Annotated in this window: 27 protein-coding genes; 3 read left to right on the top strand and 24 right to left on the bottom strand. The window is 53.1% G+C overall.

Going from position 1 to position 22,121, the window contains the following annotated elements:
• Positions 1-531: 531 nt before the first annotated feature.
• The 6 genes from NYE26_RS11240 to NYE26_RS11215 all read right to left on the bottom strand — a co-directional run bounded on the left by NYE26_RS11240 (position 532) and on the right by NYE26_RS11215 (position 4,635).
• A complete protein-coding gene (locus tag NYE26_RS11240; RefSeq protein WP_339255828.1) occupies positions 532-1,083 on the bottom strand; it encodes a YfiT family bacillithiol transferase in 552 nt (183 codons plus the stop codon).
• Between the two features lie 19 nt (positions 1,084-1,102).
• Positions 1,103-1,810 (bottom strand): HAD family hydrolase, encoded by a 708-nt coding sequence (locus tag NYE26_RS11235; RefSeq protein WP_339255826.1) that lies wholly within the window; start codon positions 1,808-1,810, stop codon positions 1,103-1,105.
• 20 nt (positions 1,811-1,830) lie between these two features.
• Positions 1,831-2,007: a hypothetical protein gene (locus NYE26_RS11230; protein WP_339255824.1), complete on the bottom strand. Its 177-nt coding sequence runs from the start codon at positions 2,005-2,007 to the stop codon at positions 1,831-1,833.
• Positions 2,008-2,748, bottom strand: coding sequence for a GTP pyrophosphokinase family protein (locus NYE26_RS11225; protein ID WP_076074027.1), 741 nt, complete (start codon positions 2,746-2,748; stop codon positions 2,008-2,010).
• A 239-nt stretch (positions 2,749-2,987) separates the two neighbouring features.
• Positions 2,988-4,022: an HD domain-containing phosphohydrolase gene (locus tag NYE26_RS11220; protein ID WP_339255823.1), complete on the bottom strand. Its 1,035-nt coding sequence runs from the start codon at positions 4,020-4,022 to the stop codon at positions 2,988-2,990.
• Positions 4,023-4,176: 154 nt separating this feature from the next.
• Positions 4,177-4,635: a hypothetical protein gene (locus tag NYE26_RS11215; RefSeq protein ID WP_036729707.1), complete on the bottom strand. Its 459-nt coding sequence runs from the start codon at positions 4,633-4,635 to the stop codon at positions 4,177-4,179.
• An 81-nt stretch (positions 4,636-4,716) separates the two neighbouring features.
• Here NYE26_RS11215 and NYE26_RS11210 point away from each other — a divergent pair, with 81 nt between their 5' ends.
• Complete coding sequence (locus tag NYE26_RS11210; RefSeq protein ID WP_339255820.1) at positions 4,717-5,016, top strand: Dabb family protein; 300 nt, start codon at positions 4,717-4,719, stop codon at positions 5,014-5,016.
• Here NYE26_RS11210 and lepB read toward each other — a convergent pair.
• Genes lepB through NYE26_RS11165 form a run of 9 tightly spaced genes read right to left on the bottom strand, consistent with a single transcriptional unit; the run spans position 5,013 to position 13,394 of the window.
• Entirely contained in the window at positions 5,013-5,510 is a 498-nt protein-coding gene (lepB, locus tag NYE26_RS11205; RefSeq protein WP_036729709.1) for a signal peptidase I, read from the bottom strand. The genes NYE26_RS11210 and lepB overlap by 4 nt on opposite strands.
• Positions 5,511-5,535: 25 nt before the next feature.
• Positions 5,536-5,937 carry a DUF4265 domain-containing protein gene (locus NYE26_RS11200; protein ID WP_339255817.1) on the bottom strand — a complete coding sequence of 134 codons (402 nt, stop codon included), beginning with the start codon at positions 5,935-5,937 and terminating at the stop codon, positions 5,536-5,538.
• A 33-nt stretch (positions 5,938-5,970) separates the two neighbouring features.
• A complete protein-coding gene (locus NYE26_RS11195; RefSeq protein WP_339255815.1) occupies positions 5,971-6,843 on the bottom strand; it encodes an SDR family oxidoreductase in 873 nt (290 codons plus the stop codon).
• A gap of 47 nt (positions 6,844-6,890) precedes the next feature.
• Positions 6,891-8,036, bottom strand: coding sequence for a GNAT family N-acetyltransferase (locus NYE26_RS11190; RefSeq protein ID WP_339255813.1), 1,146 nt, complete (start codon positions 8,034-8,036; stop codon positions 6,891-6,893).
• Positions 8,033-9,349: a F390 synthetase-related protein gene (locus NYE26_RS11185; protein ID WP_339255811.1), complete on the bottom strand. Its 1,317-nt coding sequence runs from the start codon at positions 9,347-9,349 to the stop codon at positions 8,033-8,035. Before NYE26_RS11185 ends, NYE26_RS11190 begins: the two co-directional genes overlap by 4 nt.
• Entirely contained in the window at positions 9,346-10,200 is an 855-nt protein-coding gene (locus tag NYE26_RS11180; RefSeq protein WP_339255809.1) for an MBL fold metallo-hydrolase, read from the bottom strand. Before NYE26_RS11180 ends, NYE26_RS11185 begins: the two co-directional genes overlap by 4 nt.
• Positions 10,197-11,189: an SDR family NAD(P)-dependent oxidoreductase gene (locus tag NYE26_RS11175; RefSeq protein ID WP_339255807.1), complete on the bottom strand. Its 993-nt coding sequence runs from the start codon at positions 11,187-11,189 to the stop codon at positions 10,197-10,199. The genes NYE26_RS11180 and NYE26_RS11175 overlap by 4 nt, the downstream gene beginning before the upstream one ends.
• Positions 11,186-12,403 carry an ATP-grasp domain-containing protein gene (locus NYE26_RS11170; RefSeq protein ID WP_339255805.1) on the bottom strand — a complete coding sequence of 406 codons (1,218 nt, stop codon included), beginning with the start codon at positions 12,401-12,403 and terminating at the stop codon, positions 11,186-11,188. The genes NYE26_RS11175 and NYE26_RS11170 overlap by 4 nt, the downstream gene beginning before the upstream one ends.
• Complete coding sequence (locus NYE26_RS11165) at positions 12,393-13,394, bottom strand: beta-ketoacyl-ACP synthase III (protein ID WP_339255803.1); 1,002 nt, start codon at positions 13,392-13,394, stop codon at positions 12,393-12,395. Before NYE26_RS11165 ends, NYE26_RS11170 begins: the two co-directional genes overlap by 11 nt.
• A gap of 299 nt (positions 13,395-13,693) precedes the next feature.
• Here NYE26_RS11165 and NYE26_RS11160 point away from each other — a divergent pair, with 299 nt between their 5' ends.
• A complete protein-coding gene (locus NYE26_RS11160) occupies positions 13,694-14,518 on the top strand; it encodes a hypothetical protein (protein WP_339255801.1) in 825 nt (274 codons plus the stop codon).
• Between the two features lie 23 nt (positions 14,519-14,541).
• Here the strand turns inward: NYE26_RS11160 and NYE26_RS11155 are convergent, their stop codons facing one another.
• The 7 genes from NYE26_RS11155 to NYE26_RS11125 all read right to left on the bottom strand — a co-directional run bounded on the left by NYE26_RS11155 (position 14,542) and on the right by NYE26_RS11125 (position 19,165).
• Positions 14,542-15,333 carry a lipid II flippase Amj family protein gene (locus tag NYE26_RS11155; RefSeq protein WP_209875594.1) on the bottom strand — a complete coding sequence of 264 codons (792 nt, stop codon included), beginning with the start codon at positions 15,331-15,333 and terminating at the stop codon, positions 14,542-14,544.
• 120 nt (positions 15,334-15,453) lie between these two features.
• On the bottom strand, positions 15,454-15,843 hold the full coding sequence (locus tag NYE26_RS11150) for a DUF2809 domain-containing protein (RefSeq protein ID WP_339255798.1): 390 nt from the start codon (positions 15,841-15,843) through the stop codon (positions 15,454-15,456).
• Positions 15,844-15,894: 51 nt separating this feature from the next.
• Positions 15,895-16,371, bottom strand: coding sequence for an NUDIX domain-containing protein (locus tag NYE26_RS11145; RefSeq protein WP_339255796.1), 477 nt, complete (start codon positions 16,369-16,371; stop codon positions 15,895-15,897).
• A gap of 55 nt (positions 16,372-16,426) precedes the next feature.
• Positions 16,427-16,672, bottom strand: coding sequence for a hypothetical protein (locus NYE26_RS11140; RefSeq protein ID WP_339255794.1), 246 nt, complete (start codon positions 16,670-16,672; stop codon positions 16,427-16,429).
• Positions 16,673-17,103: 431 nt separating this feature from the next.
• Positions 17,104-17,691 (bottom strand): putative ABC transporter permease, encoded by a 588-nt coding sequence (locus NYE26_RS11135; protein WP_339255792.1) that lies wholly within the window; start codon positions 17,689-17,691, stop codon positions 17,104-17,106.
• 217 nt (positions 17,692-17,908) lie between these two features.
• Positions 17,909-18,097 (bottom strand): hypothetical protein, encoded by a 189-nt coding sequence (locus tag NYE26_RS11130; RefSeq protein WP_339255790.1) that lies wholly within the window; start codon positions 18,095-18,097, stop codon positions 17,909-17,911.
• Positions 18,098-18,262: 165 nt separating this feature from the next.
• Positions 18,263-19,165 carry an ArsR family transcriptional regulator gene (locus NYE26_RS11125; protein WP_036729749.1) on the bottom strand — a complete coding sequence of 301 codons (903 nt, stop codon included), beginning with the start codon at positions 19,163-19,165 and terminating at the stop codon, positions 18,263-18,265.
• 149 nt (positions 19,166-19,314) lie between these two features.
• Here NYE26_RS11125 and NYE26_RS11120 point away from each other — a divergent pair, with 149 nt between their 5' ends.
• Entirely contained in the window at positions 19,315-20,823 is a 1,509-nt protein-coding gene (locus NYE26_RS11120; RefSeq protein WP_036729752.1) for an alpha-N-arabinofuranosidase, read from the top strand.
• Between the two features lie 18 nt (positions 20,824-20,841).
• Here NYE26_RS11120 and NYE26_RS11115 read toward each other — a convergent pair whose 3' ends face one another.
• Both NYE26_RS11115 and NYE26_RS11110 read right to left on the bottom strand, forming a co-directional pair.
• Positions 20,842-21,531, bottom strand: a complete 690-nt coding sequence (locus NYE26_RS11115) for an LrgB family protein (RefSeq protein WP_209875602.1) — start codon at positions 21,529-21,531, stop codon at positions 20,842-20,844.
• Positions 21,528-21,944, bottom strand: a complete 417-nt coding sequence (locus NYE26_RS11110) for a CidA/LrgA family protein (protein ID WP_245368333.1) — start codon at positions 21,942-21,944, stop codon at positions 21,528-21,530. Before NYE26_RS11110 ends, NYE26_RS11115 begins: the two co-directional genes overlap by 4 nt.
• Between the last annotated feature and the right edge of the window lie 177 nt (positions 21,945-22,121).

Below are 22,121 nucleotides of genomic sequence, written 5' to 3'. Positions count from 1 at the left end.
TTATCGTTCTGGTTATAGGATATGTATCCGCTCATGCCCAGGTGACGATGAATAGCACCGCCGCACAGTAAATTTGCCCCTTAAGCCGAATAATTAGCTGGACAGGTCAATTCGACAATGGATTGGCGGACGGGCTGGGCTGGATGAGGCTGCAACCATAAAAGGAGTAACGTCTCACATGCCCCGCAGCCTCACGAATGTATACTGTTTTCCGCATACATTTTGCCCGGAGCCCCACTTCCGCCCGAATGTATACTGTTTTCCGCATACATTTTGCCCGGAGCCCCACTTCCGCCCGAATGTATGCTGTTTTCCGCATACATTTTGACCGGAGGCCCCGTTTCTGCCCCAATGTATGCTGTTTTCCACATACATTCGGGACACCACGCCCATTGTATTCGGTTTTTCGTATACACTCCAGACTCCCCGTTTACTCGCCAGGCCTCCACACCCTTTTCCGGTTCCGGACAAAATAAAAAGACGGAGGGTACACACCCTCTCCGTCTGTTCATGGTAAACCAAAGTTGTCCTTTACCAGCCGCTTCGCTGGATCAATGCTGTAATCTGGGCGATGTGATGGCGGCTGTGCCAGATGTACCTCTCCACTGCGGTATCTAGTGTCATCTCACCGAGACCTCCGCTTACAAAGGTCCGGTTATAGTCCTCAGGCTGCAAGGATTCCAGTAAGTTCGCGAATCTGCGGTTAAGCAGTCCGATGAGCTGGAGTGAGGATTCCACCGGTTCGTTGGAAGAATCGCTCAGCTCCGCCCACAGATCCTGTCTGTAGCTTGGAACCAGCGGTGCTTCCTCCGTCAGACCCCGCTTGAAGCGGAGGTATGCATACATGCCCGTATCGGCGAGATGATGCACGACCTGAACCACAGTCCAGCCGCCCGGCCGGTAAGGGGTCTGCTGCTGTTCCGCCGTTAGCGGTTCTACTGCTGCCCGCAACTCCTCTGCCAACTGACTAAAGACCGCAACCGATGCTGCCCGCACTTCTGCTGTCCGGTTCCCCTTAGCGGCGAATCTTCCAAGCGGGTATTTTAACAACTCCAGCTCCTGCTCTTCCACATTGTCGTTCATTTCGCTCACAGCTCCTTTGTTATTGTTGTTTGGATATCATACCATTTTCGGGTGACAACAGCGCATAGGCTTCTTCCAGTGTTCCCGCCGTAACATCCGGCTTCACTTCCAGCTCCCAGGGCTGTCCGTTCCGGTTGAGCCAGCAGGACTTGATTCCGGCTCTGGCTGCTCCAAGAATATCTGACGCAGAATCTCCAATATGGATAATTTGCTCCGGCTCCACATCATAATGGGCTATCACCTCAGTAAACATACGGTTATGCGTGTCATTCTTATACGACTGATACGTCTGCGAAGTGAACAGTAAGATTGGATAATTCCGGTAGAACTCAGGAAGCATAAGATCATCTGTATCACTTACAATACATACCTGATAATCCCGGCATATGCGCTGTAAGAACGCCTCGGTGTCAGCGTACATTTCAGACAGCCGGTGCTGGGCAAAGAGGTTATCCACTGCCTGCCCGCAATCGTAATCCAAGCCGGACTCCTGGAATACGCTCTGAAACCCTCTGTAATAAATCTCTCTGCTGCTGATAAAAGTACCCGCCTCCCGGGCTTCGCAGGCTGCGGCATAATAACGGCTCAGCAATTGCTTGCCGAGCTGCAGTGCCCTTGCTTCACTGAACTTCTGCTGGAGAATCGGCCTCCAGACCTCTGCCCGCCTGCTCTCAATATTCACCAAGGTCTGGAACATATCCAGACTAATCACTTTGAATGACTGCATGGGCCCGTCTCCTTATCTGATCAGCAATTGAATCTTGCCGTCACGAACAATGCCGGTGAATTCCAGTAGACTGTCACTCGCCATAGCCGCCCTTCCCCCCAGCCGAAGCTGTATTTGGGGAAGGGCCACTTGGCCAGCTCAAGGACCGTTCCCTTCTTGACTCCTGTATGTACATGTCTTTCTTGTGAAACCATCATCTATTCCTTCAACAGCTTAACAAAGTTATCCGGCAGACTGAACTGTTGATTGTTAAGAATCATATCCCGCAACTCGGAGAATGGATCTTCGTCCTCCTGCGAATCCTTGATTTCCTTAATTTCACGGTGCAGCCGCTCCATCTGCAGATCGAGCTCGTACGCCTTGTCAGCCGCATTCTTAAGTTCACGGGTCAGATGCTCGGGAACCGCCTGGCTGTATTTATAGAAGATTTTATGCTCCAGACTGGCCCAGAAATCCATAGCAATCGTGCGGATCTGTACCTCAACACAGACATGCTCCTGACAGTCCGACATGAATACGGGAACCTCGATAAGCAGATGCAGACTCTGATAACCGTTGGGCTTCGGGTTTTTAATGTAATCCTTAACCTCAAGCACCTTGAGATCGTCCTGCTTCTGCAGCATGGCGCTAACCTGATAAATATCCGAAATGAATGAACAGGTGATCCGCAGTCCGGCGATATCCTTGATACTGGATCTGATCTGCGGGAGGGACAGTTCACTGTTCTTGCGCAGCATTTTCTTCATAATGCTCTCCGGGGATTTGATCCGGGACTTGGTATGCTCAATCGGGCTATAGTCGTGAAGCAGCTGGAATTCCTCTTTGAGGATATCAATCTTGGTCTCCATCTCGGCAAGAGCGAACTTGTAAATCATCATAAAGCGGGTAAGCTCATATTTGAGCTGCTTCAATTTCTCTAACTGGTTGTCGGTATGCATCTTCATTTCTCCTTTGTGCTGCTGTACAGAATGACTATAATCTCCATACAACTCTTCCATCTCTCATTAATCATAGCCAATCTATGACGTGAACACAAACCTTCCTCCGGTCACCGGAACTCCTGCGTGCAACCTCCTTTCTTCTCTCTGCCTACGAAAAAAAGCCAAACCGTCCAAAAGGACAGTCTGGCCGTTCTTTAGAAGCGGGCGCTGTTGACAGCGCCTCTTCATCCGGTTATTCAGTTCACCACTTCATCGATGGATAGGCTGCGTTCACGCGACAAATCCCGGAAGCCCTCGCCTACTTTTACCAGCGGCTTAAAGAGGTCCAGCGGGTTGTTCATGACGATCATGCCCACTTCTCCGTTGCTGAGCTGCACATTCTTGCCCACGAAGCTCGGCAGTAAATGCCCGGTCAATGCCTGCACCACCGTCTCATTCAGCTTGCCGAAGCCCATCTCATGCACCTTGCGCAGCACCGTAACCAGCCCCTGCTTGAGACGGTTTGCAGTAGAAGTGGTGAGCGACATATAGATGTTGGCTACCGAAACAATCTGGGCGTATGGATGAATCTCTTTTTTGAGCAGCTGATTCGGATAGCCTGAGCCATCCTCGTACTCATGATGCTGTAGAGCTACTAGCGCGGTAACCTCGTCCATCTGGGAGCCGCGGATCAGATCATAGCCATAGAAGGTGTGGCGTGCCAGCTCATCCTTCTCGGAATCCGTCAGCAGACCCTGCTTGTTCAGGATTGACAGGGGCACCTGGCTTTTGCCGATATCATGCAGATAGCCCGCGCGGCTAATCTGGTAACGCTCCTCCTTGGAGTAACCCATCCACGCAGCAATGTAATAGGATAATAAGCCCACCTGTAATGAGTGGTGATATGTATCGATGTCATCCCGGTCCAGCAGGAGCAGCAGGGAGACAACATCCTTTTGCCCTTCCAGCGTCTCCAGCAGCGGCTTCAGCGTATCATCGACTGCCGACTGCGAGAAGCTGCCCTTCGTCAAGGCTTCCAGAAAAATCGCTTCATAATTCAAAATAGCGAGATCAAAATCATCGTGCAGCCCGTGGCTGGGCTCCAGTTCAGCGTCCATATTCAGCCCGCTGCGCGGCTCGATATCGACATAATCAATTTTGTGCCGGATCAGGATACTAATCTCTTCCCGTTCCACACGAGTCCCCTTGGGGAGAACGTGCAGCCCTACACCATTGAAAGTGTCTGCCATGAGACAATCACCGTGCTTCAGATCCGTGACATGTACTTTCAAGTACCAGCACCCCTTTTGTATGATAGGAATATTCCGTTATGCTCCACTTGATCATAGTCAACAGACGGTAAAGTAACAATCCGGTGAAAGTCACAAACTCCAAGCAATCTAGTTCTATAGAATCCCTGTCTTTAGACGCCTTTCCATATTCTGTTCAGAGCCATCTGACAAATCTCTTGTATTTTATCCTAATTTCGTTCTCTTCTGCCCAGTACATTAGTCTCTTCCTTACCGCTACCGTGTCTTCTGTGAACCTGAAGCAGAGATTAACCGGGACAATCCATTTGCCTGCAGGCAATATTCCTACTATCGGACCATCTATGTAAATGGCCTTAATCCCTTGCGCGGAGATGCGCTTTTTGCGAATAATAAGCGAATCTGTCCCCCACTGAAGCTGACCTTCCTTACGCAACGCGTTGATGAGAATGAAGAGGCAAGCCGCGATGCTGAGTCCAACCCATACCTGTATGATGTAGTTTAAATAGAAATGTCTATCCGGGTCGGGGTTAGGGGGCAGTCTCAGAATAATAATGGGAATTAGCACACCTATCAAGACTCTAACAGGGTTAGGCGCTTTGATTCGGTCGGTTATGGCTAGAGAATCTCCGGTCAACGTATTCAACCTCCGTCCGGCTAATTTGTAGTATAATCGCTAATGCAGTCCAACACTTTGTCCAAGGAGGATCATTCCATTATGTATGAGCATCTCGTCGTCTTCCGCTTCAATGAGCAATTCGATAAAGGCCAGGAGCAAGCCCTGTTACAAGCACTGCTGGCGCTGAAAAAGCAAATCCCCGGCATCATTGACCTTACAGCAGGCATTAATGTAACCGAAGAGCAGCAGAATGTCCATGGTTATACGTTGGGGCTTCGCGTGACCTTTGAGAATCAGGAAGCCCTGCGTGCATACGGGCCGCATCCGGCCCATCAGAAGTTCGTGTCCATGCTGGACGGAATTCTGGAGAACGTTGTGGTGGTCGACTACCCGATTTAGAACAACTGGTTCACATCGAACAGCACCTTGCCGATCAGCGCATCCTTGTCTACGAACGGAGTCTCCCATAGGTGAGCATCATAGCTGACGTTACGGTTGTCGCCCAAGAAAAAATACTGGTCTGCGGGAACGGTGACAGGCCCGAAGGTATAGGTCATCTTTTCCTGCAGGTATGGCTCATCGACCGCCTCATGATTACGGTACAGAGTGCCTTCCTTGATCTCAATCACATCGCCCGGCAGTCCGATCAGCCGTTTTACATATCTTTTATGCGCATCTTCAGCGACCGGCGGATGGAACACCACGATATCACCATGCTTCAGCGAGGTATTCCAGAGCATTTTGTCTACCACAAGCCGGTCGTTAATCGCTATCGTCGGAATCATCGAGCCGGTAGGTACACGCATTGCTTCTGCTACGTAGGTACGGATAAATAGGGATAGAATAATGCCAATGGCAATACTCGGCACCCACTGCTTCAAGAATTTTTTCAACTTCCTTCACCTCGGATTCGTATAATTAGCCTTCAAAATGCTCAATAATCTGCGACATTTCCAGCTCCGCGTCTACTAGAGAGTGCTTCGGCAGATAAATCACCAGCAGACCGCCGAAGATCTGCTCCCATCTGCCCCCATGCTCTGTAACCCGCTCCGTGAAGCTGCGGATCTCGCCGGAAGCCGCCGCCTCTTTGCTGAGCAGCCAGGCATACCGGACAAGTCCGGACTTCTTCACCGTCTCAACGTAATAAGCGATCCCCTCACGCTCACTCACTCGGATAATATCGCCAAGCGCAATCCCCGGGTTGAAAATCGGCGTCTCCTCAATCTGGTAGATATCCTTGTCGACCCGGGTCACATCCAGCACCTCAATCTCCCGGCCTTGCTCATCAAAGCATATATGTAATCCAACCGTTCCCGGCAAAAGCATCCACCTCAATTCTGTTCTGTCATGCTATCATTTCATCGCCCGCAGTGACCTCGAAATGATGCCCTCGAGCACCTTCCAGGGAAGCAGGACCTTGCCGATCATCAGCACCCGCGAGCCCCGGCCTACAGGATAGCGTAGCTTCGGCGCACGTAAGGCAGTGATCCTTCCAATCAGATCAGCCACCTCCTGCGGATCGGGAGCCGTCTCGGACGCCCGCCGGGAGTACCGCAGCACCTCCTCAAGCCTGGTGTGATACGGGGAGCCTTCACTTCTGTGCATCCCCGTAATCCCTTTGTCCCAGATGGGGGTACGGAAGGAGCCTGGTTCAACCAGTACAACGCGGACGCCAAAAGAGAGCATCTCCTGGCGCAGACTCTCGCTGAACCCTTCCACTGCAAACTTCGAGGCGGCATACGGACCATAGCCCGGGAATCCGCTCAGGCCGCTGACACTGCTCACGTTAATGATCAGGCCGCTGCGCTGGACCCGCATTTGGGGAAGCACCGCCTTCGTTACGGCAACCAGTCCGAAAAAGTTAGTCTCCAGCTGCCGCCGCCATTCCTCCATGCTGACCTCCTCCACGAATCCGCCTACGGCGAAGCCAGCATTGTTCACCAGCACATCCATTCTGCCGGCAAGCTCAAGACTCTCCTGAATAGCAGATGCAATCGAAGCTTCGTCCGTGACATCCAGTGCCAGCAGATGAATGCGCTCCCGTACCCCCGCCTGTTCAGCCTGCTGAACAAGCTCCTTGCTGCGGCCAAGATCCCGCATGGTGGCAATGACCCGGTACCCTCTGCGGGCCAGCGTAATTGCAGTCAGCAGCCCGAATCCGCTGGAGGTCCCTGTAATCAGCGCAACCGGATCAATTCCTTGGGGCTGGCTTGGATTAGAGTTCATTGGGCACCTCCTTTCATTTTTCTCAAGTTAACAGGTTATGAATCCGCCTACAGCTTCAGCCTCTGAATAAGCGGCATGCCGATCCGCCGGAGCAGCAGCTCCAGGATGGACCAGCCGCAGCGGTTGAGCAGTGAGGTGCCCCGGTCATACACCGCTGAATATTCGGTGGCTCCAGCCGCTCCCCGGTTGCGCTTGAACTGGCCGACGCCGGAGCTCTCGTGCAGTAATAGTTCTCTGCTGCCCGCAAGCCCGATCAGGACGGCGGACAGCATACGGTAGAGTCCTAGAGACTGAGGCAGACTTGTGTCATAACCGAATAATGGCGCAGTCATCGCGCCCTCCCGCTCATAGAAGCCAAGCACCGCATCCAGCCTTCCCTCCTTGCGCAGACCGTAGATTTGCAAGGTGCGCCGCTCCAGCGCCAGGGCAATATAGGCTTCGGTGAACTGCGGATTATAGGTCGAATATTTATCGATATACAGCAGTCTGTACAGCTCCACGATCCGGGGAATGTCCTCCCGTGTAATCTCCTCCGGGCCCACCTCAGTATAGCCGTGCTTCGCCAGCAGATTCCTGTCGCGTTTGACCAGCCACCTGGCCTTCGAGCCGGAGGTATTCGGATGCAGCAGGTAGATCTGACGGCTTGGAACCAGCTTGCAGCCATATCCTTGCAATTTGACAATGTGTTCTCCCGAAGTCTCCCGGCTAAGCGAACGATACATTAAGGTATAACCCGGATAAGTCTGCCGGAGGTAATCCAGTATCGCCGTCAGCTGTTCCGCATTTAAGGCAGGATACAGATTGGTGGACAGCAGCCAGTTATTCACCTGAACCACCCGGTTGAACCGTGCTTGTCGCAGCATCCAGCCCATGCCTGAGAGCATTAGCGACAATAGGCCCTCTAGAAGCCGGTTATTGAGCAGGGCCAGCTCCTCACGCGCATAGCTGACATAGTGGGTATAGGGTGAGCATACATACGAATTGTCATAGTCTGCTTCGTTGACGGTAATCGGAACCGGCAGCCCATCGATGGTCAACACCTTAACAGTTGTACTCACATTATCGATAAAAGGTTGCGCTCCCCGCTCCAGCAGCGGTGTAAGATACTCCCGGGCATACCGCCCGTACTCCGTATCCGGCCAGTCCAACCCGGCAACAGAATCGCGGTCATATTGCGTTACCCGGTCCTTCACGGCTTCCAGCCCCTCTCCACCCGGCGCAGCTTCACAGTTCCGGGCACGAAGCTGTAGGCGGTAAAAGTCAGCTGCGGCGGGATGCAGGACAGCCTGGCGAACAAGCGCGTCAGTTCTGAAGTAATCTGCTGCTCCGTCCCTTGATCAGTGCCGGTTCGTGTACAATAGGAGATTTCCAGCTCAGTGAGGCTGTGCTGAATGACCCGGTAATGCTCAATGTCTGCGGAAGCCGCCAGCACAGCCCGGGTAACGAAATCAGGGAATACTGTAACGTGCGTGCCGTCTGCCGTATGGGGCAGATACAGGATATCATCGCAGCGTCCTTCGATCCGCTCAATGGCCGTGAACAGTGAACCGCAGGGACACGGCTCTGCCGCTTCGGTCAGAATATCATTCAGCCGGTAGCGGACGATGGGCTGCACACTTCTGGAGAAATCGGTCACGATAGGCACGAACCGGCGTGATTTTTCATCCAGTATTTCTTTTTCGATATGTACAATATCTTCGTTGAGATGCAATGTTCCGTAACGACAGGTAGCTCCGAGGAAGCCCTCGGTACACTGATAAGCCTGATGCACCTTCTGCCCGAAGGTCTGCTCAATCTGCTGCCGGTCGAGCGGGTCAAGCACTTCCGCAACCGCAATGATCCGGCGGGGATGCAGATTCATCTCACCCGATTGCTGTGCCTCAGCCAGCAGACGCAGCATGGACGGCGGTGCAATCCAGATATCCGGCTGGTACTCCTTCATACGGATCAAGAGCCGGGGAAGCGGCTCCAGCAGATCGAAATACCGGAACTGCAGCCTTCCCTGCTTCACAGATTCATACAAATTACTATTTGCCCGCAGAAAAAATGCAATGCTCGCCCGCTTCCACAGTCCACCCGGCAAAAGCTTTGCCAGCACCGTGCCGGTCCAGGCAGCCTGCTCTTCTTCGCCAACGAGAAAAATCCCCCGGTTGCCGGAGGTTCCTGAGGACAAGCCGACGGTGACGCCTTGCAGCGTAGGCTTGAAGTTCCTGCTGTTCTCCGCTTCATAGGCTTCTGCAAAAGCCTGCTCCTTCGTAATACCCGCAGTGTTAAGCTGATCGAAATTCTCCATCATCTCCGGCTTCCCGATCACCGGGAAACTCCGCCATTCCTTGGACGGAATGCCTGCCCACAGCTCCCTGTAGAACTTCGAACGCTGCCTCACCCTCTCTACATGAAGCCGGATACGCTTCTCCTGCCACAGCTCGAGTGCTGCCCGGTTCTTCCAGCGTTTGCCCCACTTGGTGAGAATGTAATGGGTCATTACCAGCCTTATCCGCTTCATGTCACACTTCCTGTTCCCCAGTGCGCAAGCGCCTCGCGGCAATGGCTGGGCACAATCCGAAGCTTAGGAAATTGTTCATGCAGCTGGCGCAGCCGCTCGAAATTGCGGAGGTATTCTGTGCGGCTGGACATGATCAAGCCTGCTGCCAGGTGCGGCTTGCGGTTCTCCCGGAACGCCCGGCTCGACCAGACCGTATCTGCACAGAGCAGATAATCATGCTGGGAGGTGGAGACGAATACGCCGATCATCCCGGCGGCATGGCCAGACAGCTCAACCGCCAGCAGGCTGCCGTCTCCAAGCAGATCATAGGCGTCCGTGAACGGAAGGCCTTGCGGCAACGCACGCTTCGCTGAGGCTTCATCCACAGGAATGGAGCGGAGGATGAAGTCATCCGGCAACAGCCCGGGCAGGAATCCCGCCTTCGTCGCCCGCACCGGACCCAACCCGCTTACGGCATCGTAAGATTTCTGCAAATAAATATACTGTGCCTGCGGGAAATCCCTTACCCCGCCGATATGGTCGGCATGAAAATGCGACAGCACCACATACCGCACCTCCTCCGGCGAGATCCCACCTGCCTGCAACCGCCGCACTGCACTCTCTTCCTCTCTATAGACAACCGGAGTGATCTTGCGGTATAGAGAGGCTGGCAGACTAGCTGTCTCCTGAAAGAAACGCGCGCTGTAGCCTGTATCGAACAGGATGGGGCCGTATTCCGGATGCCGGATCAGGGCGTAACCTGCCGGGAAGGCAACCGGCTTCAGTGTGCCTCCACGCAGCGTCAGACGCTCGGGATGCAGGCAATAGCCCGCAGACAGTATAGATAATTCAACTGGAATTTCTGTAATCATTGCTGTTCCCTCCACCATTCTGCAAAGGCACGAAGTCCCTCGTCTGTTGTTATACGCGGTTGATAACCCAGCTGCTCGCGGGCCAGTGTAATATCCAGTGTCTGGGAGATACCGAGTGCGGCTGCAGAATAACGGGTCAGCAGCGGCTCACCCGGAATAGGCAGCACCTTGTAGATCCCCTCCATTAAGGCCGCTGCGGTATAAGCTACCGGGTAGGGCAATCGCCGGGTGAGCAGCGGAACCCCGAGCAGTGAGAATAGCCGGGTGACCAGCTCTTCGAACCTTAGCGGCTCACCATTAGTAATATTGTAGACGCTGCCGGAAGCAGACACCGGGGCTTCACAGCAGAGCAGCATGGCATCGACTACATTCTCTACGCAGGTGAGATCAAGCCTGGCCGCTCCGCCATTCATCAGCGGCACCCCCTTGCTCTCATTCGCTGCCAGCAGCCGGGGGAACAGGGCATTGTCCAGCGGGCCGAATATGGCTCTGGGCCGGAGCATGAAGGCGGTAAGCCCTTCACTCGAAGCTTGACGGACAACCTGCTCGGCAATCAGCTTCGTTGCGGCATAGGCATTGGCCGGCCGGCCGGGAAGCGGATCACTCTCCCGGATGCCGAAGCGGGGCCGCTGGCTGGAATACACACTGGGCGTGGAGATATGAACCAGCCTTCCTACGCCATGCCGTTTGCACCCCTCAACGATATGGCTTGTAGCCTCCACATTGCATGTATAGAACTCCTTGTACTTCCCCCAGGGTGACGACAAGGCTGCACAATGGAACACCACATCCATTCCCCGGCAAAAGCCATAGGCAGTCTCCGGGTCACGCAGATCCCCGGCCAGGAACACTGCACCTTCCTGCTCCAGCTGCTTTCCCTGCTCCGGGTTGCGTCCCTGCGCGTAGACCTCCCAGCCCATCCGGGCCAGCCTCCGGGCGGTATGCCGTCCAAGAAATCCGGTTGCACCTGTTACCAGCGCTTTGGTCATGCCTCACCATTCCATTCTATATCTTCAGTTAACGCCTCTGTGATCGAGATGCGGTGCCGCCTGGCTGTCTTCCAGGCGGCGTATACTATGCGGAACTGCTCGCGGGCAGGACGGCGGTCATCCTTGCGGTAGACCACATCTGCTGCTCCAAGCAGCGCTTGCCGCCAGCTGCCGAAGCCCCCGGGTCCCGGCTTCAGCCCGCAGCCCAGCATGGGCAGCGTCAGCATGGCTGTGCGGGCTGAACGCGGAACAATGACTGTTCCGCTCTGTACGAGCGGTCCGGGATTCAACAAAGCATCCGTCAGTCCTTCCTCCGGCGTGAACAGATGAATCCCGCTTGTAGCGCGCGGATTGCATTCAATCGGATACAGCGTCCCGTTCTCCGGTTCGATGAAATCGAATCCGATCTGGCCGCTGAAGCCGGTTGCGGCGGCGAACCGCTGTACCCATTCCAGAGCCGCAGGATGCTCCAACGGTTCAAAATACACGCTGGCCCCGCTGCGCCCCGTTCTGTACCTGCTGTCATACGCAGCATGCGCCACAACTGTGCCTTCGTGAAGTATGCTGTACGTACAAACCGCTCTGCCTTGAATGTACTCCTGGGATACCCAGGGAGCCCCGGCCGATAGTCCGGCTGGAGGCTCTATTTCTCCCGGAACGCGGTTATGCGGATTAGTTGAAGCGGGTCTTTTATCCGGGAGAATGACCTTCGAGGCAAAGCGGGAATATGCAGGTTTGTAGACCCGCTGCTCTCCCGCCTGCGCTGCCTGCATCACGGCTCCCCGCCATTCTTCTGCACTGCTGATCAGCAACGTGTCCGGGACCTTGAAGCCGAGCGAACGGAGCAGGATCATGAACTCCCCTTTATGGTGCAGCCCGGCCAGAATCCTCCGGTCTGGCGTAAGTACGCGGCACCCCGTCAGATGCTCAAGACCGGCAGAGATATAGAATATCTCCTCGCAGGTCGGAATCAGGCAATGAATTTCCAGTTCTTCCGTTAACGCAGCCAGGCGCTGGACATATGCCTGCGGGTGATGCCTTGGGGCAGGCACCCGGAAGCTGGCTTCGACGGCAGAGGATACCCGGCACAGATGATACTCAGCACTTTCTGCCACATATACCTGGTGGCCTGCCGCCTTGAACAGCCTTGCCAGCTCCAGGGCTACCGGGGCGCGTCCGCCGGTAATCAGAATACGCCGGGCTTCAGTACTCAATAATCATGCCTCCCAGAGACAGCCCAGCCGCTGTGCCGATCAGCATGATCCGGTCTCCGCGCGATATCCGGCCCTGACGGATAGCTTCATGCAGCCCCATCGGAATGGATGCAGCAATCGTATTGCCATGGCCTGCGGTATTGTCGAGGAAGCGGTCCTCGGCAATTTCCAGCTTTTTACGCAGGAGACGCATCGCCATTGCACTGCCCTGGTGGGGAATGACCAGCGTGAAGTCGTCCATCTTATTGCCTGTGGCGCTCAGCATGTCTGCAATGAAATCCGGAAGCAGCTTGGACGCTTTGCGGAATATAGCCTGTCCATCCATATGGAACAGATAAGGCAGTGCATCCTCTGCTGTATAATTCTGGGGATGCAGTCTGGTCCCGCCCCCGGCAATCTCCGAATAACGTGCACCGCTGCTGTAGGTTTTGAGCGAAGCATGAAGTATCCGCGAGGAATCACCGGTCTCCGCAGGCCCGATCACTACCGCTGCCGCTCCGTCACCGAACAAGGCCGAGCTCTCCTTATCCTGCCAGTTCAGCCCCACCGAGGCAATCTCAGTGGCCACCAGCAGCACATTCTTATATCTGCCCGCTTCCACCATGTAGGACATCACATCAAGCCCCACCAGAAAGCTGAGACAAGTCGCATCGATATCAAAAGCCGGCACACCGGAATCCGCCTGTCCCATGGCCTGCTGAATGAACACGGCGGTACTCGGCAGCGGCTGCTCCTTGGTTCCGCTCGTACACACCAGACAATCGACCTCACTGAAGCTGAGGCCTGCATCGGCGAGGGCCGCTTCAGCAGCTCTTGCGCCCATGAAGGAGGCGGTTTCATCTATGCTGACATAATGGCGGGTGCCGACGCCGGTGATTTTGTTCACCCAGCCCGGTGTTGTGCCAAGGATCTTATCAAGCTCTGCATCACTAACTACACGTTCCGGTAAATACTTGCCTGTACCTTTTATTTTCACATGTCTAAGCTGCATAATGCATCTCCCATTCCTGTGAGTACCAAGATGTCGAACTTTATATAATATTGTAAACTACAGATATATTCTACTAGATTTTCCGGCAGAGTCATATACAAAAAAGAAGATAAAATTCCCATCACAGGAACTAACGTTCCTAAAAATGCTTGACTATGCAGGTTCACCGGGGTTATAGTAAATGCACAATAGCACACATTAAGCGGGAGAAGCACCTCGCAGGACAGGCAGTCCATGCCTTTCTTGGAGGTGCTTCTTTGTGTCTATTGCCAAATGAACAATCAGAGGAGCTGAATGCAATGTTTAGATTCACGGGCTTGACGAATTGGAGAGGGATGGGAGTTGTTACACCTTTCTCGGGAAGAGCTGTAAGAAGGCTGTTTGTGCTGGTGATACTGCTGTCACTTTGTACATCTCCCTTGTCCGGTGTCTCTGCAGATTCCGGTTGGGATTCTGCGCTGGACGAAATTCATAATCTGTATACAGACTATACGGGTCTACAGGCAACGCTGAAGTCTGACCTCCAGCGGAATCAGGAATTGCGCAAGCAGAATAACGCCGCACTTGCCGCAGTGAACAAGCAGCTTCAAGCCACTAATGCTGCCCAGCTCGCCAAGCTTAAGGCTGCCTCGGAAGCGGTACAGAAGAAGCATGCTCCGCTCCTGGACCAGTATACTGCTCTCAGCAAACAGATCACCGCTGCCCGCAAGGTAAGCAATCTGAAGAGTGCCACTGTGCTTGAGCTGAAGCGCAATAGGCTTAAGGCTGCCGCTACCGCAGCAAGGGCTGAAGTGAAGAAGGCCACCTCAGCCTTGGCAGAAGCCAAAGCGTTAACTGCCGCGAAGAACAAGCCGGCTAAGGATGCCCTTGCCCCCATCACCCTGCTCAAGAAGCAGATTGCCGCCCAGAACAAGCTATTCTCAGCCGCACAATCAGAGAGAACCGAGGCCGACAAGCGCTACAAAGCCGCGGTCCAGGCGGGAGACTCTACCCAGGCTGCGGCTGCAATGAAGCTGTCTTATAACCGGATGAAGGAGATCCGTACTATGGCCGGACAGTTGTACGGCTGGGAGCAACAAATCAGCACGGCGCTCCGTGCCGCAGAGCTTAAGCTGCCGAAGTAGCCGAAGCAGCATATTCATGAGGGTCAGAGCAGCTTCACCAGCCAGGTGATAATGAAGGCTCCCGGTACAAGCAGGGCTTGCCCCAGCAGAGATCCCAGGAAGCGCGAGCCCATCAAGAGTACATAGATCTTCCCGAGCTGGTCACGGTATTCCACATTCTCCGTTGCCTTATGGGTGATGATTCCCAGCTGCGGATCGATGAACACCGTCAGCAGTATCGTTGCTATCCCGTTAATCAGGCCGGATGCCTGGGAAGCAGTGGTGCTGAACGCCGGCAACAGTTTGGCCGCATACATCGAGGATAACACACCTACGGTGTAGAAGGCCGTCACGAAGACATTCATCACGATGAAGCGCTTGGGAATTCCAAGATAACGGAAGCTGCTCAGCCTGACCTTCGGTCTGCGGATATATTTGCGCGTATTCTTGAGCTGGCTGACCGTTACACTCGTCAGCAGCTTAGGGATAGATCCTTCAATCTCCAGCTTGGAGATCACTCTTGCGAACAGTCCTACGAAGGTCGGGAACAAGGCGATGGCGATCAATGTCCCCAGTGAAGATGCCAGCATAATAATCCGCAGATAGTTGAGCAGCGGGAAGCTGTCGTCAGCTTTGGCATAATCTACGAACTTCGCCGTTAAGGGGCCTTGTACCATATTTGCGGTTCTGGAGACCAGCACGATAATTCCGGTCAGGGATAAGGCGATGGCGATCTTGTTCAGCTTCACTCCGGCAAAACGCACCGAATACGACAAGGTCTCCGCCGTATGGATAATCAGAGTCAACAGACATACCACTAATAAGCTGTTCGTCATTTACGGTTACTCATCTCCAAATCAGGCAGCATTCGGCAGATGACCGGCATTCTTGTTCCAGATTATTACAGACCGGATCGCCTCACTTAATATATATTCTTCTTCCTATATAATCCAGAATCAATTTTGTAAGATTTGGTCAACCGTCCAGCAGAACAGAATTCCGGCTGTATACCGGACCAGATCAATCCAGAGGAAGCCGTGGCCGAGAATCAAGCTGCCAAGGGTTGTAGCACGCACATGCAGAATCCACTCTGCCTGATAGAGCTGGCTGAACTCAATTCCGAAGCTGAAGCACAGGCTAAGGACAAGCGACATCCATAGCGGATGCCGGATCAGCAACACCCGGGAGGCAAGGTAAATCATCCCTGCCCAGATCGCATCCCCAAAGTGTTCGCTGACAAAGTGCGGCAACTGGTTCCCGTATGCCCTGGTCGCAAGACCCAGCAGCGCAGCTAGCAGTACTGCACCGCAGTAGATCATTCTGGATTGTAAATTCAAAATCAGCAATCGTAACTACTCCTTCATCAATCAAATACAACCTTCAATCAAATATAACCTTCAATCAAATATAACCTTCCTGGGCGCAGCTGCATCCCGCATGAACAGCTTCGGGGGATAAGGGATTGTTAGCCCGGGCAGTTCATCTTCCTTGAAGAATCTGAGCTCTTCCGCCTCCCCGTCCAGGCTCCTGAGCTGGCCTTTAACAATGACACATTCAAATACAATAACCGTGTACTCTACCTGATCCCCGTTGCTATATTCATATCTGAATTTCTCACCGCCGAATACGCCGATAATCTGTTCAGGCGTCACCATTAAGCCGGTCTCTTCGAACACCTCTCTACGCAGCGCCCTGGACGGGGTCTCTCCAGGTTCAACGGCTCCGGCTGGCAGGCCCCATAAGGTTTCATCCTTTTTGCGGATCAGCAGAATCCGATCCTGTTCATCTCTTACTACAGCCGCTACAGACGGCATCATTAACAGCCCGTTGCCGGCCTTTCCGCGCAGCTCCCGGTAATACTCAGATATTGACATGAAGCCTCCTCCTGACTTGATTTCAATTGGTCCCTATATCATTGTTAATTCCAGCCTAAAGCTCATCCTTGCGGAAAGAAATCGGATGAACAACGAAATCACCCGGCTGATTCTCACAATCCCTCAGCTCAACATTATAGAACTCCTCGGTCTCGGCAAGCCGGATCGCTCTGCACACATATTCGATCTTCCCGCCGTCGCCTGCCCAGTCCCGGCTGTTGTCCACCGTCCAGTGCAGTACCCTGCCATCGTTGTAGAAATCATGAATATACGGCCCGCTGTCAACACCCCATTGAAGCATGGTGAGGTTATCTCCCTTACCTTCTTTAAATCTATGTATCATTTCTGTAATTCTGTCCAAATCCAGCTGATCAAAATGCGTAATTAAGTTCCGCTGGTCCCTGACCAGAGGGGCTGGCTTGTTGACTTCCCGTATCAGCAATAGTGAGAGTACCGCAATAAGTAGCGTTTCAAGAATTATAATAGCCCGGCTGTATTTGCTAAAAAAGTTGTTCATGTTCCCTCCCGCTCCACGGTTTATGAATAAACTGGGTTAGCACTATATTTGACATGGTTGTATGATATTCCTTGTCTGACTTACAATTGTAGTTCAAGTGAATAAATTTTGTTGTTGAACTAAAAGGTTATAGAACCCAAAAACATCTCCAGCCATAAGGCGGAGATGTCTTTGGGTTCTTTGCATTTTTTATGTTCGCATTCGTCACAAACTACTCAACCTTCTCCAAGCTCTGGTGGCTCCAACAGATGATCCAGCAGTTGCAGCCCCCGGCGACGGGTGCGGAAGGTCCACAGCAGATCTGCTGTGAATAACAGCAGGACGACGGGAAGTATGGGCATCCATACCCGCTCCATATGCAGATACAGGAAGTGTACCAGCGGATGCAAGCCGAAGATGCAAGCCACTGACAGTCCCCACCAATACAGCGAGAATTTCAGGCAGATATGCCCTTGCAGCTGTAACGGCATCCCTGAATAATCCCACCATTGTCTACGAAAGATCCCCTTAAGCAGCCAGCCGCTGACAAACTCAACCGCCGAAGGGACAATCAGCGCAAGCAGCAGGAATAACGGCAAGGGAAGCCTAATTTCATGTGCCGCCAGCAGCAGCAGCGGTGCGCAGCCATACATGGGCTTAAATGGCCCTTTGAGGAAGCCTTCTTTGCGAAAGGTTCCCGTGCTGTAGAGGCTATAGCTGCCTTCAAGGACCCACCCCAGAAACGAATAGACAGTAAAATAGAACAGATAGGGGCTTGCCGCAGCCACTACACTGTAACTATTCTGTAAAAGTAAAGGTGTCATCGTAGTTATTCCCGCCTCCGCTCCCAATTATTTTCCAATTGGAGCTAGTATGCCTCCAGGAACCGGATGCTATGACGGGAATATCTGGCGGTTTTTCGCATACATTCCAGACTCCTTATTACCTCCGTCGGCCTGCGTCTGGTGAAATCATAATCCCTATATCAGAAAAAAGACTGCCCCAGTAGGAACAGTCTGCTATGTGCATATGCCTTATACCTTAATCCCCTACACCCGAATTCTTAGGAAGCGGGTCAGGATGGGCGGTTTCGGCCGGTTTGGCTTCCCAATCATCGGCTTCCGGTTCAATATCCACACCGTTCTCCATCTTTTTGCGTTCTGCGAGTGAATCCCCGTCTTTATTCTCTTTGTTGCGGATGTCTGCTTCATTACCGGAATGATCTGACATGTGAATTCCTCCTTGTATGCAACTTGTACGCGATTTGAACTACGTAGTTATAGTTACCCGCAGACCCCTTTTGCAAACATCTCATGTGAACAAAGATCCTTTTCACTTGTCTTATCCATTCACTGTTCTATCCATTCACTTGCCATTTCGGCAGACTGCTCCCTCTTATTCGTAATACACACGAAACACAATGTCCTGCTCGTAATTCCCGAAGCCGCGCCCGAATAACGTTAAGCCACCCCGCCTTCGGGTGGTGTCTTCTGCCGTGAACCTGAAGCTCCACTGGTCCTGCTGCCAGCCCACCTGATCAATGGTAACTGCCGATATCTGCTGGCCGTCTATATAAGTTCCCCCTGCATTAATTCTGAGCACCTTCAGCAGACCGTACTGGTTCACATCCGATTTCCACCAGGCTGGAGTCAGCCGGCCTCTCATTACGCCGAAGTCTCCGGGGCTGGTCCATTTGCCAAGCGAAATGCCATTCATCATAAAAGAGATATCCGAAGGCCACTTCTCGTTCACACTCGGTGCCTCCGAGCCGATCTCCATGGAAATCTCAATCTCCTGGACCGTCTGATCCATGAACAGATAATTCGGAACCTTATATTCCACGTATCCTTTGGCGAACCAGAGAATGCCGGCATCCACCCGCTGCGGGTCCAGAAAATAACGCGGGTCGTCATAATACCCGATCAGCTTCTCGGTTGTGGCAATGCCGCAGGTCGGTGAAGCTGCAAGGTCGGTGTAATGGCCCACAGGGACAGAGACCTCCACTACTTTGCGGGCGATGCCTTTGGCCCCGGATAATTTAATCTGCAAGAAATTCGCGGAAAGTGAGCAGAATTTATAAGTCCCCCCGTCGATCCGCTTCATCTGGGAGCTGACGATGCCGGCCTTCTGCAGCTTGGCAACGTGCGAGCTGACAATGGCACTGCTGAGATACAGCCTGGCCGCAATCTCCTTAATATGCATCTCCTCGCTGCTAAGCAGATCGATGATCCGCAGCCTCACTTCACTGGCAAGTGCTTCATAGACCTTCAACGATTCGGAATCTGTGGTTAAATACATCGGTGGCCCTCCGCGCTCTTTGAATTAGTTATTAAGTTAATCCTGAAATTAGTTATTGCTTAGTATACCCCGTAATTCGTATCATGTAATCATAAACGGGCTTGAACGATTAGCTATTTCATTAATCTAATACAAAGGAGATTCTAACTATGAGCATTCAATCCAAGATGATTGTCGACAAAGACTTCAAGCTGGCCGAGGTAGATCCAAGGCTGTACGGTTCCTTCATTGAACATCTGGGCCGGGCCGTCTATGGCGGAATCTATGAGCCGGGACATCCTACCGCTGACGAGAACGGGTTCCGCGGCGATGCCCTCCAGGCTATCAAGGCACTACGCGTACCGATCATCCGTTATCCGGGAGGCAACTTCGTATCCGGTTATAACTGGGAAGACGGCGTAGGACCCAAGGCGGAACGGAAGCGCTCTCTTGAACTTGCCTGGTGGGTTACAGAGACTAACCAGGTAGGCACGAATGAATTCGCCGATTGGGCCAAGCTGGCCGGTTCTGAAGTGATGATGGCAGTGAACCTGGGCACACGCGGAATCGACGCTGCAAGGAATCTGGTCGAGTACTGCAACCATCCCTCCGGCTCTTACTGGAGTGACCTGCGGATCTCCCATGGCTACAAGGATCCGCACAAATTCCGCACCTGGTGTCTGGGCAATGAAATGGACGGTCCATGGCAGATCGGAGCCAAGACTGCAGTCGAATACGGAAGACTCGCCAATGAGACCGCCAAAGCGATGCGCTGGGTGGATCCTTCTCTGGAGCTTGTCGCCTGCGGCAGCTCGGGCAGCAACATGAGCACTTTTGCCGAATGGGAAGCTACAGTTCTGGATCTCACCTATGATAATGTCGATTTCCTGTCGCTGCACACTTACTACAATAACAATGATGGGGATACAGCGAATTTCCTGGCCCAATCGCTTGATATGGATCAGTTCATCGACAGCGTAGCAGCAGTATGTGATTATATCAAGGCTAAGAAGAAAAGCAAGAAAAAGATTTACCTGTCCCTCGATGAATGGAATGTATGGAAATCGCAGGGCTCTAGCCGTGCTGAGCAGCACTGGCAGATTGCACCGCCTGAATTCGAGGATGTCTATACCCTGGAGGATGCGCTGGTGGTGGGCTGCTGCCTGATCAGCCTGCTTAAGCATGCAGACCGGGTCAAGATGGCCTGTATCGCCCAGCTCATTAATGTCATTGCACCGATTATGACGGAGGATGGCGGACCGCTCTGGCTGCAGACCACTTATTATCCTTACATGCATGCCTCCATCTACGGCCGGGGAACGGTGCTGCACCCGCTGATTACAAGTTCCAAATATGATTCCAAGGATTTCACCGACGTTCCATATCTGGAAGCGGTCAGTGTATATAATGAGGAGCTGAACGAGGTTACTGTGTTTGCAGTGAACCGCCATCTGAGCGAAGGCATGGAGCTGGCGGTTGATCTGCGGAGCTTCGGCGCTGTAGAGGTTATTCAGCACACGGTTCTTGAGCATGAGGATCTTCAGGCGGCCAATACCCGCTCCAACCCGTCGAATGTGCTTCCGCACAACCGGGGAACAGCAGCCGCAGATGGCGGCCGGGTGAGCGCAATGCTTCCGGCTGCTTCCTGGAACGTAATCCGGCTGCGTGTGAACGGCTGATTACTGAATGCTGCAAGCTTAATGGTACATGATCCAGGCGACTAGCGGTCCGGCGATGGAGCCGACAATCGCGCACACAGTCATGGCTACAGAGCTCATGGACACCGACTCTTCGCCGTATTCCAGTGCCTTGGCGGTGCCGAGGGCATGGGAAGCTGTGCCCAGGCCAATGCCGATCCCCGACTCGCTGCGGATTCTGAACAGCTTAATTATATAGGGGCCGCCGATTGCTCCCGTGAAGCCGGCAACCATCACGAACACGGAGGTCAGCGATGAATCTCCGCCGAGATTGCTGGAGATCTGGATCGCTACAGCGGTGGTAATCGACTTGGGCAGAATGGACAGCACATACAGCTTGGAGAAGCCGAGTCCGGCTGCCATCAGCAGCCCGCTGAACATTCCGACCATAAGTCCGGTGACCGTTCCGCCGAGAATGGCGGGGAGATTCTTCCACAGTACATGCCGCTGTTTGTATAAGGGATAAGCCAGCGATACTACCGCCGGTCCCAGCAGGCGGTTAATCCAGTCGCCGCCGATCATATAAGTCTCATAAGAGATATGGAAGCCCATGAGCAGCACAACAACCGTGAACGTTGCGGTGAGCGCGGGCAGGAGGACAGGAAGACGGTAACGTCTGTACAGTATGGACATGACCAGATAGATCACGACGTTCATCAGCACGAAGCTGGCAGCCAGCAGAATTCTCATGCTTCCTTCCCCTTCCCTTGGACATTACGGGCACGGTACGTCCGGCGTGTTAAGCGTTTGACGCTGCGGGCGGCAATCCACTGGCTGGAATGTGCTGTAACAACCATGGTCAATACACTGCTGATGACGAGAATGCCGATCAGGAGCAAGCCTCTTCCGCTAAAGATATCCAGATGGTTCATGATGCCTGCGGTGGCCGGGATGAAGAACATGGGCAGATACGCCAGTATAAAGGACGAGCCGTTCTCGATCAGCTTCACGGGCACAATCTTTAGCAAAAGCAGCACGAAGAGCAGCAACAGTCCCACGATACTGCCTGGAATCGGCAAATGCAGCAGCTCTTGCAGATAGCCTCCGGCCAGGAAGAACACATACAGCAAGCAGACCTCGGCGATAATGCGGATGATTTTCATAATGCAGGAATCCCTTCAATCTTGAAATGACGATCATAAGCAGCCGCTTACCGGCAGCAGGCTGACTTCCTAAGAGTAGCAGAGTTTTCAGCAAATTTTCAATAAGTTTTCGACTCTTCTATGTACTTTCATTATTGATCTAATATTTCAAAAAAAAGAAACGGATGCAACCCCTCA

This window comes from Paenibacillus sp. FSL P2-0136, from assembly GCF_037975325.1.
Classification (GTDB): Bacteria; Bacillota; Bacilli; order Paenibacillales; family Paenibacillaceae; genus Paenibacillus_AQ; species Paenibacillus_AQ silagei.
This window is presented reverse-complemented; position numbering and strand designations above follow the sequence as displayed.

Excerpts from the sequence above, each read along its gene's own strand:
- NYE26_RS11125 (WP_036729749.1), bottom strand. The coding sequence starts at position 19,165 with ATGTATTTAACCACAGATTCCGAATCGTTGAAGGTCTATGAAGCACTT.
- NYE26_RS11115 (WP_209875602.1), bottom strand. The coding sequence starts at position 21,531 with ATGAGAATTCTGCTGGCTGCCAGCTTCGTGCTGATGAACGTCGTGATC.
- NYE26_RS11230 (WP_339255824.1), bottom strand. The coding sequence starts at position 2,007 with ATGATGGTTTCACAAGAAAGACATGTACATACAGGAGTCAAGAAGGGA.
- NYE26_RS11110 (WP_245368333.1), bottom strand. The coding sequence starts at position 21,944 with ATGAAAATCATCCGCATTATCGCCGAGGTCTGCTTGCTGTATGTGTTC.
- NYE26_RS11185 (WP_339255811.1), bottom strand. The coding sequence starts at position 9,349 with ATGAAGCGGATAAGGCTGGTAATGACCCATTACATTCTCACCAAGTGG.
- NYE26_RS11130 (WP_339255790.1), bottom strand. The coding sequence starts at position 18,097 with ATGTCAGATCATTCCGGTAATGAAGCAGACATCCGCAACAAAGAGAAT.
- NYE26_RS11165 (WP_339255803.1), bottom strand. The coding sequence starts at position 13,394 with ATGCAGCTTAGACATGTGAAAATAAAAGGTACAGGCAAGTATTTACCG.
- NYE26_RS11135 (WP_339255792.1), bottom strand. The coding sequence starts at position 17,691 with ATGACACCTTTACTTTTACAGAATAGTTACAGTGTAGTGGCTGCGGCA.
- NYE26_RS11120 (WP_036729752.1), top strand. The coding sequence starts at position 19,315 with ATGAGCATTCAATCCAAGATGATTGTCGACAAAGACTTCAAGCTGGCC.
- NYE26_RS11175 (WP_339255807.1), bottom strand. The coding sequence starts at position 11,189 with ATGACCAAAGCGCTGGTAACAGGTGCAACCGGATTTCTTGGACGGCAT.
- NYE26_RS11225 (WP_076074027.1), bottom strand. The coding sequence starts at position 2,748 with ATGCATACCGACAACCAGTTAGAGAAATTGAAGCAGCTCAAATATGAG.
- NYE26_RS11240 (WP_339255828.1), bottom strand. The coding sequence starts at position 1,083 with ATGAACGACAATGTGGAAGAGCAGGAGCTGGAGTTGTTAAAATACCCG.
- NYE26_RS11210 (WP_339255820.1), top strand. The coding sequence starts at position 4,717 with ATGTATGAGCATCTCGTCGTCTTCCGCTTCAATGAGCAATTCGATAAA.
- NYE26_RS11235 (WP_339255826.1), bottom strand. The coding sequence starts at position 1,810 with ATGCAGTCATTCAAAGTGATTAGTCTGGATATGTTCCAGACCTTGGTG.
- NYE26_RS11155 (WP_209875594.1), bottom strand. The coding sequence starts at position 15,333 with ATGACGAACAGCTTATTAGTGGTATGTCTGTTGACTCTGATTATCCAT.
- NYE26_RS11180 (WP_339255809.1), bottom strand. The coding sequence starts at position 10,200 with ATGATTACAGAAATTCCAGTTGAATTATCTATACTGTCTGCGGGCTAT.
- NYE26_RS11160 (WP_339255801.1), top strand. The coding sequence starts at position 13,694 with ATGTTTAGATTCACGGGCTTGACGAATTGGAGAGGGATGGGAGTTGTT.
- NYE26_RS11140 (WP_339255794.1), bottom strand. The coding sequence starts at position 16,672 with ATGCTTCAATGGGGTGTTGACAGCGGGCCGTATATTCATGATTTCTAC.
- NYE26_RS11195 (WP_339255815.1), bottom strand. The coding sequence starts at position 6,843 with ATGAACTCTAATCCAAGCCAGCCCCAAGGAATTGATCCGGTTGCGCTG.
- NYE26_RS11145 (WP_339255796.1), bottom strand. The coding sequence starts at position 16,371 with ATGTCAATATCTGAGTATTACCGGGAGCTGCGCGGAAAGGCCGGCAAC.